This is a genomic window from Natronomonas sp. (assembly GCF_046710025.1).
GTDB lineage: Archaea > Halobacteriota > Halobacteria > Halobacteriales > Haloarculaceae > Natronomonas.
On record NZ_JBKEGK010000090.1, the window covers coordinates 1 to 9509 of the forward strand.

General features: G+C 62.3%; 8 protein-coding genes and 1 pseudogene. 4 read left to right on the forward strand and 5 right to left on the reverse strand.

The genetic code is table 11. The features are described 5' to 3' along the window. The first annotated feature begins 61 nt into the window (after positions 1–61). Positions 62–367: a hypothetical protein gene (locus tag ACI944_RS07745; protein WP_411718480.1), complete on the forward strand. Its 306-nt coding sequence runs from the start codon at positions 62–64 to the stop codon at positions 365–367. A 21-nt stretch (positions 368–388) separates the two neighbouring features. Here the strand turns inward: ACI944_RS07745 and ACI944_RS07750 are convergent, their stop codons facing one another. The 4 genes from ACI944_RS07750 to ACI944_RS07765 form a co-directional block, all read right to left on the reverse strand. Next, positions 389–2023, reverse strand: coding sequence for a carbamoyltransferase (locus tag ACI944_RS07750; RefSeq protein ID WP_411718481.1), 1635 nt, complete (start codon positions 2021–2023; stop codon positions 389–391). Continuing rightward, positions 2023–3345 carry an RNA-guided endonuclease InsQ/TnpB family protein gene (locus tag ACI944_RS07755; RefSeq protein WP_411718482.1) on the reverse strand — a complete coding sequence of 441 codons (1323 nt, stop codon included), beginning with the start codon at positions 3343–3345 and terminating at the stop codon, positions 2023–2025. Before ACI944_RS07755 ends, ACI944_RS07750 begins: the two co-directional genes overlap by 1 nt. Before the next feature lie 129 nt (positions 3346–3474). Next, positions 3475–5187 (reverse strand): pyrroloquinoline quinone-dependent dehydrogenase, encoded by a 1713-nt coding sequence (locus tag ACI944_RS07760; protein ID WP_411718483.1) that lies wholly within the window; start codon positions 5185–5187, stop codon positions 3475–3477. An 18-nt stretch (positions 5188–5205) separates the two neighbouring features. Continuing rightward, positions 5206–6129, reverse strand: a complete 924-nt coding sequence (locus ACI944_RS07765) for a hypothetical protein (protein WP_411718484.1) — start codon at positions 6127–6129, stop codon at positions 5206–5208. A 306-nt stretch (positions 6130–6435) separates the two neighbouring features. Between ACI944_RS07765 and ACI944_RS07770 the strand changes: the two genes are divergently transcribed. Continuing rightward, a complete protein-coding gene (locus tag ACI944_RS07770) occupies positions 6436–8586 on the forward strand; it encodes an AAA family ATPase (protein WP_411718485.1) in 2151 nt (716 codons plus the stop codon). A 63-nt stretch (positions 8587–8649) separates the two neighbouring features. Here the strand turns inward: ACI944_RS07770 and ACI944_RS07775 are convergent. Next, positions 8650–9048 (reverse strand): annotated as a pseudogene (locus tag ACI944_RS07775) (transposase); the annotation flags it as partial. Between the two features lie 26 nt (positions 9049–9074). On the opposite strand from ACI944_RS07775, the gene ACI944_RS07780 reads away from it, so the two are divergent. Continuing rightward, on the forward strand, positions 9075–9299 hold the full coding sequence (locus ACI944_RS07780; RefSeq protein ID WP_411718487.1) for a DUF4112 domain-containing protein: 225 nt from the start codon (positions 9075–9077) through the stop codon (positions 9297–9299). Positions 9300–9309: 10 nt separating this feature from the next. After that, the coding region (locus tag ACI944_RS07785) for a hypothetical protein (protein ID WP_411718486.1) at positions 9310–9509 on the forward strand (200 nt) is incomplete at its 3' end.

Sequence of the window (9509 nt, forward strand, 5' to 3'; positions counted from 1 at the left end):
CCGAGCGGCGTGTACGCTTTTGAGCGACGGAGTAAAACATGTGTACACATAACATGCGTCTATGGACGAGCCGATCAACGCCGGGTGTGCCGACTGCGGGGCGACGTTCCCGCGAGCGGCCGCCGAACAGTCGGACGGATCCGGCCTCCGATGCCCCGTCTGTGGCCACAGCGTCGTTCGCGGCGTCCCGTTCGAGCACGGCTCCCTCGGCGTGACCGACCCGAATACCCGATGTACGGACTGTGAGGCCACATTCCCCCACGCGGAGGCGAAGACGCCAACGAAAGGGGTGTTGGCGTGTCCCGTCTGCGGGTCAACCGGGACGCTGGAGCCGGCCGATTCCGACGCCGGACCGTCTCCTCCGTAGGGCTGTCCACGGCGGGAGATGTTACTGTCGGTGATCCGATCGCTCGACAACACAGTCTTCGAGGACGAGCAGGTCGAGCCCCGTTCGATCGAAGACGTCAAGCGCGTCGGCCGGCGTCGCGACGACCGGCGCGCCGGACTCGTTGAACGACGTGTTGAGCAACACCGGGACGCCGGTCCGTTCCGCGAACGCTTCCAGTAGCCGATGATATCGCGGATTGTCACCCCTCGTGACCGTCTGTGGGCGGGCCGTCCCGTCGCCCGGATGCCGTGCCGCCGGGATTTCTCCGTCCCGCTGGGGTGTGACGTCGACCGTCCGCATCATATGCGGCGCCGGCATCGGCCCATTGAAGTACCGAGTAGCCGACTCGGCGAGCACCGATGGGGCGAAAGGCCGCCAGGAAGCGCGTCCTTTCACGAAGCCGTTGACCCGGCCTCGGGCGTCGGAAGAGCGGGGATCGGCGAGAATGCTTCGGTTGCCGAGCGCCCGCGGTCCCATCTCGAGACGCCCTTGGAACCACCCTACGATCGCCCCCTCGGCGAGCGCGACCGCGGCGTACTCTACGGGGTCGTCGGGAACTGAATACTCGACGCCGTCACGGACAAGTAACCGCTTGATGACGTTCGGTTCGGCCGAGGGTCCCAGATACACTGTCGCGGGTAGGGATCGCGTTCCCATCGTAACCAGCGCCGCCCCGAGGGCAGCCCCAGCATCGTGGGCGACCGGCTGAACGAACAACTCGGAAACGGCCGGCGACTCCGCGAGCCGCTGGTTCAGCTTGCAATTGAGCGCTACGCCACCGGCCAGACAGACGCGATCGAGCCCCAGTTCGGCGCAGTACGTCTCACAGATGGCGACGACCGTTTCCTCGAGAAACGCCTGGACTGTTCGTGCGAGTGCCTTCTCACGGGCGCTGACCGACCGCCGCGACGACGCTCGGGGGGCACCGAACAGCCGTTCAAGACGGTCGATCGCCGTCGGGACGCCCGATCCGACCAGCGGCGTCACGTCGTAGTCGACCCCGCCGCGGACGGCGCCCCGGAATCGCTCCCCGATATCCGACCCGATCGCCCCGTACGGGGCGAGACCCATCATCTTCCCCTCGCCGCCAAACGGCTGGAAGCCGAGGTAGCCCGCTACTGCGGCGTAGAGGTAGCCGAGGCTGTTCGGTGCTTCGTATCGCCGGATCCGCTTGAGTGTCCCATCACCTCCGCGCCAGACGACCGTCGAGTCACGGCCTCCGCGCCCGTCGATCGTGAGGACCAGCGCCTCGTCGAACCCGGAGGGGACAAAGGCACTCGCTGCGTGGGACCGGTGATGATTCACCGAGTCGACCGGCGGAGCACGACCGACCGCCTCGACGATCGCCCGCTCGAGGCCGGCGCGGCGCCGCTTTGCGGCGACTGACCCGTTCTCTGCGCCGATCGGGACGTTCCAGGGGATGACGACCCGATCGATTGCCGACCCATCGATCCCGGCGTAGTCGAGACAGCTCCCGACTGCAGCCGTTGGAAACGTTTTGGGAGCGCGTTTCCGGTCGATCAGCCGCCCTTCCTCGATGGCGAAGGCGAGACCACCATCGGCGAAAAGCGCCGCTGCGGGGTCGTGGGTCCCGAAGCCCTCGATCGTCGGATTGATCGCTAAAACGTATGTCACTATTCGTGCGGACCGTGTGAATCGCCTCGGGGGCAAGTGGTTCGAGACGCGGAGCGTCTCGTCATCGCGGAAGACTTCGTCTTCCGTACGACCCCGAGGCTTCCTGTTTCTACGACGCGCTTTGCAGACACCTCTCGAACGTCATCGGTATCCGTAGGGAGCGCAGTCTCCACAGGCGTGTCTTCGGGCCATCCCAGCCCTAGTTCAGAAAAACCGCGTTTCAAGACATTCATCGCCGCGTTTGCATCCCTATCTGTCTCAAACCCACACGATGGACATGAGTGTTCACGAACCCAGATTGGTTTCGCCGTCTTCACGCCACACTTTGCGCACTCTTTCGTCGTTCCAGCGGGTTTGACCTGCACGACGTGACAACCGTACAGGTTGGCTTTGTAATCAAGCAGGGTGATGAACTGTCGCCACGCCGCATCTTGCTTGTTGCGAGCATTATGCGATTGTTCGAGCATTCCCTTCACGCCCAAATCCTCAACGAACACGGCGTCGTACTTGCGGACGAGCCACGTCGTAATCTTGTGCTGGTAGTCCAGCACCTTCCGCCGAATGTGGCGATTCACCTCCGCCACCTCACGACGTTGCTTCTCATAGTTGTTCGACCCCTCCTCTTTCCGCGACAACTTGCGTTGCTCGCGTTGGAGGCGTTCGCGCTCGTCTTCGAGGTCGATCCAATCCACGGTTTGGCCGTCGCTGGTGTGGATGTAGCTGAGGATGCCGAGGTCAATCCCAACGCTGTTACTCGCGTCCAGCGAGTCCACAGCGGGTTTCTCGGGCAGGTCTGCGTCGTCGGTTTCCAACCCGAAGGAGACGAACCACTCACCAGTCGTCTCTTTTTTCACCGTGACTTCTTTGATATCCGCTGCATCTGGTATTTCGCGGTGGTATCGGATTTTGATGTCACCGATTTTGGAGAGCCAGAGTGTCGCACGTCGGCCACTCGTGTTTTTGAGTTCGAAGCCAGACTGCGAAAACGTCATACTCTGGAACTCTCGCGGTGACTTCCACTTCAACTTCCCGACGTTTCGCCCGTTCTGTTTCTGCTTGGAGAGGCCGTCGAGGTTCTGGTAGAACCGTGTGACGGTTCGTTGCAGAGCCTTCGAGTTGACTTCCGAGAAGACAGGAAACTCATCTTTCCAGTCGGGAAGTCGGTAGTGGTGTTTGTACGCGGAACCGATATTGTCGGCGTCCACGTGTTCGTACTCGTACAGGGTGTAGTTGTACGCTTGGCGATGAATGTCGATGTGACGTTCCAGTTCACCGACTACCTGTTGTGTCGGGTATGCAGGGTAGCGGTGACTGTATTCCATCGCTGTCTCTCGGTTAGAGATGTGTCTACTTAATGGTTTGTCTCACGAGTTGTCGGATTCAACCCCGGGGTCAAGCCCCGGGGCATTCTCCTCGAACTGTGTAAAAAAACGTGTGTGGCGGTTGCCACATTACGCATCCATCGAGAAGACGACGAGCCGGTTGTCCCGCTGGCCGCGGCGGAGCCAGCCGGAACCGCCGACCTGGATCGCGATGTACTGCTTGTCCGTCTCGGAGTCGTGCCAGCTAATCGGACTCGAGGAGATCGGCGCGTCGCCCGTCGAGAACTCCCAGAGGCGATCGCCGGTTTCGCCGTCGTAGGCGACGAAATTGCCGTTTTGAGTGCCGGCGAACATAAGACCGGTCGCGGTGGACATCGTGCCGCCCCAGATGTAAACGTCACTGTCGATCCACTCGCGCCAGACACGCTTGCCCGTCGCCGGGTCGAACGCACAGATAGAGCTGATGTGACCGTTGTACTCGTCGGGCATCGCCTCGGTTTCGTCCTCGAGGATGCCCCCCCAGTACTTTCGGCCCGCCTCGAACTCCTCGAAGCGCCACCAGGCTTCCTGGGCGTTGTTGTGCATCTTGTAGTAGACGAGCCCGGTTTCGGGATTGTACGTCGCCGGGTGCCAATCGCAACCGCCCATCCCGCCGGGCATGAACGTGCCGCGCCGCCCATCGTCGATGTGCGGGATCATGCTGAACATGTTCAACTGCTGGACGCCCGGGTCGGATCGAGTGATGAGTCGACCGCTGTCGGCGTCCATCGAGTACACCCAGCCGGTCTTGCCCGCGTCGACCACGGTGTCGCGCGATTCGTCGCGGTGGGGGTACTCGAGGTCGCGGATGAGCATCCGCGGCGACGCCGTGTCGTAGTCCCACACGTCGTGAGCAGACTCCTGATGGAACCAGAGCCGCTCGCCGGTCTCGGCGTCCATGCACATCGTCCCACAGGTGTTGCGGTTCGGCCCTGGTCGAACCGAGCCGTCGAAGTCCGGTGCCGGGTTGCCGACCGGCATGTAGAGGACATCGCGCTCCTCGTCGTACGTCGCCGTCATCCAGTTCGTGCCGCCGGACTGGTTGATCGAATCGCCGACCCACTCCTCCTCGGGACAGGTTCGCGTCTGCCACTCGATCTCGCCGGAATCGACGTCGATTGCGCAGTGGAACCCACGGACGCCGTACTCGCCTCCGGCGGACCCGGTGTACAGCGTGCCGTCGTGGACGACCGGTGCCCAGGTCGCGGAGTAGCCGCGTTCGTGATCCTCGGTGGAACAGTACCACTCTTCTTCCCCGGAGTATCGGTCCAGGGCGACAACGCCCGAATCGAGCGTCGTCATGAACACTTTGTCCTCGTAGACGGCCGGGCCGCGGTTGTTATCGTCACAGCACAACACTACGTCCGAGGGCACGGCGTAGGTGTAACTCCACAGCACGTCGCCGTTTCGGGCGTCGAGAGCCTTGAGATGGTTCGGCCCGTTCGACTGGTACATGATCGTCGGGTCGCCGGGTACGACGACCGGCGAGCCCTCCATGCTCGACCCGGAGCCGACCTCGATGTCGTACTCGACCTGCAGATCACTGACGTTTTCTTTGTCCACGATGTCGGCCGTGGTGTAGCGATGCATCTCGTAGTTTCCACCGTAGATGAGCCACGACTCCGGGTTCTGGCCGGATTCGCTGAGCATCTCTTGGGTGACATCGAACTCTGGAATCCGGTCGATGTCGTGTTGGTGGGTGACTGACTCGTCGGGCGTGCCGAGTACTCGATATCCGTTGTCTGTTTCTCGAACGACGGTGTCTTGAGCGGCTTGAACCGCTTGGTCTTCCTCTATTGACATTAGGTGTCCCTCCTGTTGTTACCGCGCTTTCGGTTCTGCCCGCATCTCCTCCGTGATGTAGAAGACGTCGTGGCAGATATCCTGTTGTTTAACGATCATGATCGCCGCGCTGCCGGTCAGTGCGGCCATCAACTGTCCATCCGTGAGCGAGCGCTCACGTCCCTCGGTGGCTATCTCCCGCGCTGCGAGCGCGAGCAAGTACAGCCCGCCGAGCATTCCTTTGACATCCCAGTAGCCGTCGTCGAGTATCTCCTCGGTGAGGAGTACCTCTTTTTGCCACAGGTGGACGTCCAGGGTCTGTATCCAGAGCAACGATCCACCACTCGCCCGCTGGTGTAACGGCGGAACGTTCTCGACGTCGAACTCGTCGACGTCGTAGGGGATCTCGGCTGTCGGAACCCATCGCTCGAGCTGCGTATCGCTGTTTACGACGTTCGCAATCAACGCAAGCTGTTCGCCCTCGTCGAACCCGACCCGTTCAAGTTCGCGAGTGAGCGGCTCGGCCTCCAAGAGCCCGTGACCGGTATCTAGGATGTGCTTAGCGCTGAACCGCGGTGCGTTCCGATCGACGCTCTCGAAGAAGCCGATGTCGAGCAGGTGGTCGTACAGCCGCCAGCCTGGTTCGACGAGTTCCTCGTACAGGCGTTCCGGCTCCATGTCTCCGTCGGGAACACCCGCGTCCCGAACTTCCGGGAGCCGATTGATCTGCACCTCGAGATCAGCCAGTACGGCGTTAATGAGCTTTGTGTCGAGCGTCTCTTCGAGATCCTCTCGGATCACCGCCCCCATCGTGGCAAACTCGTCGCTGATCTCGGGGTCTACTGCCGATTGCAGCTCCGAGAGAGTCAGTCCATCGTCAACGGTCGCATCCTCGGCGCCGAGACGTTCGGCTAGCTGTTTCTGTTCATCCGTTTTTGATTGGGGCCTGGTAACATTGACCATCTCAACACCACTATCTTATACCTATGGATACCAGATATATTTTTCCTAAACTATAATGACAATTGCAGGACTACGCGTACCCCTCTCACAATCAATATCCTTCGTGATTTCAGGAGGTATTTCAAAAAAATAGTGTTTCTAAGCAGAACTGAATCCGTGCGATCGAACACCTCCACACCATCTCAGTATATAACTAAGCCTCTAGGATTCGCTGGCGTGTACGGTGGTGAACTAGTTTTTGAGGTGGAATGTCTGGGATCGCCCGTGTGTTTAATATCCTGCCTCCGTACGGTTGAGAACGGCCACATGGAACTCACCGTCGAGCCACTCACTGATCGCGATCCAGGGCAGGGGCTCAGCGCCGTTGGTCGTTCGACGCTCTCGGAGCTGGACATCGATAGCGGAGACTACATTATTCTCGAGGGACCGGACGGCGGCCGCGCAATCACCCAGGTCGCTCCGGCCGATAATATCGATGGTGGGACGATCCGGACGGACAAGCAACTTCGCCGGACCGCGGGGGTCGACGTTGGTGACACCGTGACCGCCGAGGCGACACCCGTCTCGCCCGCCGACAGTGTTACCATTGCTCTCCCCCCAGGGTTCGGTGCCGTCGAAAGACTGGATCTCCTGCTCCGCGAGCAACTCATCAGCCGCGCTGTCACCGTTGGGCAGGTCGTTCCGGTGACCCTCCGTTTCGGGGAGCGAAGCGAGCGGACTGAACGAACCGTTTCGGTCCGGATCACGGACACGACCCCGGACGAGGCGGTGCTCGTCCGGGACTGGACGCGTGTCTCCGTCGACCCGGAACCGGCCGAGGGGTTGACCGCCGATACGGCATTCGGCGGTCCGGTAGCGACGTCCTTCGAGGATATCGGCGGCCTCGACGCCGAACTCACGCAGGTTCGAGAAACCGTCGAGTTGCCTCTTTTGACCCCGGCTCTGTTCAACCGGCTGGGAATCGAGACGCCGAACGGCGTGTTGCTGTACGGCCCGCCGGGCACCGGCAAGACGTTGCTTCTTGAGGCGATGGCGAACGAGACTGCCATTCACATCGAGCGAATAAACGGCGCTGCCGTCGTGGCCGGGGGACACGGTGAGACGGAGTCACTACTGCGGGCGCGTTTCGAGGCTGCCAAAGCAAACCGTCCCGCGGTGCTCTTTGTGGACGACCTCGACGCGATCGCCGGGCGGACGGATCGAAATGCCGGCGGAACGGGAGCCGGAGCGCTAGCCTCCCTCGTCGACGAGTTCGGAGCCGACGGTCGACTCGTCGTGGTCGGAGCCTCCTCGGACCCGGAGTCGTTGGCCCCGGCGTTACGCCGTTCGGGCCGGTTTGACCGCGAGATCGAGATCGGCGTCCCGGATCGCGACGGGCGCGAGGAGATACTGCGGATCCACACACGCTGGATGCCGCTTTCGGAGGATGTTGACCTTGCGTCGCTCGCCGAACGAACCCACGGGTTCGTCGGCGCCGACCTGAAAACACTCACGCGGGAGGCCGCCCTCAACACGCTCCGACGGAACGGCATCCGCCCCGATGGGGAGCCCCCAGATTCCGCCGTGCTCGCGTCCCTCGCGGTCACGGCCGCGGACTTTGACGCGGCGCTCCGGGGCGTCACCCCCTCTGCGCTCCGCGAGGTGTTTGTCGAAGTACCGGACGCGACCTGGGACGACGTCGGTGGTCTCGAGGAGACGACGAGGCGACTCCGGGAGACGATTCAGTGGCCGCTGGAGCATCCCGACGCGTTCGACCGTGTCTCGCTGCAGCCGGCCAAAGGTGTGCTGTTGTACGGCCCGCCGGGCACCGGTAAGACGCTGCTCGCGAAGGTCGTCGCGAACGAGGCCGACAGCAACTTCATCTCGGTGAAGGGGCCGGAACTACTCGACAAGTATGTGGGCGAATCGGAGAAGGGCGTCCGTGACATCTTCGAGAAAGCGAAGACGAACGCCCCGGCGATTGTCTTTTTTGACGAAATCGACGCGATCGCGGCCGAACGCGGGGGTGCGAGCGGCGACTCGGGCGTTAGCGAGCGCGTTGTCTCCCAACTGTTGACAGAGCTCGACGGCCTTGAGGAACTGGAGAACGTCGTCGTGATCGCGACCACAAACCGGCCGGACTTGCTCGACGACGCGCTGTTGCGCCCCGGGCGTTTCGACCGCCACATCCACGTCGATACGCCCGACCAAGCCGCCCGCCGTCATATCCTCGAGGTGCATACCCGAGATCGACCGTTGGATCCGACCGTCGATCTCGGCGAGGTGGCCGCCGAAACCGACGGCTACGTCGGCGCGGATATCGAAGCCGTCTGCCGGGAAGCCGCCGCCGCCGCTGTCCGCGAGTTCGTCGACGGCGGCGGGACGGACCCAGACACCATCCAACTCACCGCCGCCCACTTCGAGACCGCCGTAGCTGAGGTCGATCGGGGGCGAACCGACGATACCGACCAGTTCTAGTGATCTGGCTTTGAGCCGGTCGGATCGGACAGTATGAAACGGTCAGAAATTGAGACCGGCATTCTCTTTCGTCCCGATGATCTCGTCCTCGTGGGCCGTTCTATCGCCCCTGAAGGGATCCGCTTCGGTGATATCGATGGCGATGATCCCGGCTCGAAAGAACCGCTCCGTCTCCGCGACCTCGTTCAGGAGTCTATTAACGGCCTGACGGTACATCTCTCGAATCCCCCATATCGAGAGGGCACGGATGTGGTCGCGATGAGTATGCCCGAGTGGCGTCCGCTCCCGCGTTGACTCGTAGACGAAACTGCGAGCCCCCTCGTTGGCAGCCAGCCGCTCACGGAGTAGGTACGTCTGTAGGTCCCAGTAGGCGTTCTCGTGAATCTCACAGCCCTCCCCTCGTTCCAGCGAGAATGCCGGGAAGACGACGCGACTGGCGTGCTCGGTAATCGTTGCTGCTTCGCGGCGGCCTCTCGCTGTACATCGTAGTGGAGGCAGCCCGGCTCGGCGTCTCCTACACGACGCTGCTCAAAATGATCGCGAATATCGCCGTGGATGTGGTCGGAGGAACAATCCCACTCGCAGGCGATCTCTTCGATGCGGTCTGTAAGGCCAACAAGCGCAACTTCGGACTGGCAGTAGACGATCTCACGACGGACCGCGACCGATCGACTCGGTCACCAAGCGAGCCAACCGTGATCGACGTCGAGTAACACGACACAGATGAATGAGTGCCCTTCCGCACCCGCACCGCACGTTGTCGGGCCGGTCCTCCCTGCGGTCGTCCCTCCTGCGGTCAGGCTTCCGTTGCGAGGGGCACGCCCCTCGGACGGCTGGGCGATCACGTGCCGTCCCCTCGGGGCGCTCGGGGACGGTTCCGGGCGGTCGGGCACGGCGCTCCTGTCGGTCGCGCCGTGCCGGAC

Bases quoted from the DNA above. Each gene is read 5' to 3' on its own strand.
- ACI944_RS07755 (WP_411718482.1), bottom strand. From the start codon at position 3,345: ATGGAATACAGTCACCGCTACCCTGCATACCCGACACAACAGGTAGTC.
- ACI944_RS07770 (WP_411718485.1), top strand. From the start codon at position 6,436: ATGGAACTCACCGTCGAGCCACTCACTGATCGCGATCCAGGGCAGGGG.
- ACI944_RS07760 (WP_411718483.1), bottom strand. From the start codon at position 5,187: ATGTCAATAGAGGAAGACCAAGCGGTTCAAGCCGCTCAAGACACCGTC.
- ACI944_RS07745 (WP_411718480.1), top strand. From the start codon at position 62: ATGGACGAGCCGATCAACGCCGGGTGTGCCGACTGCGGGGCGACGTTC.
- ACI944_RS07765 (WP_411718484.1), bottom strand. From the start codon at position 6,129: ATGGTCAATGTTACCAGGCCCCAATCAAAAACGGATGAACAGAAACAG.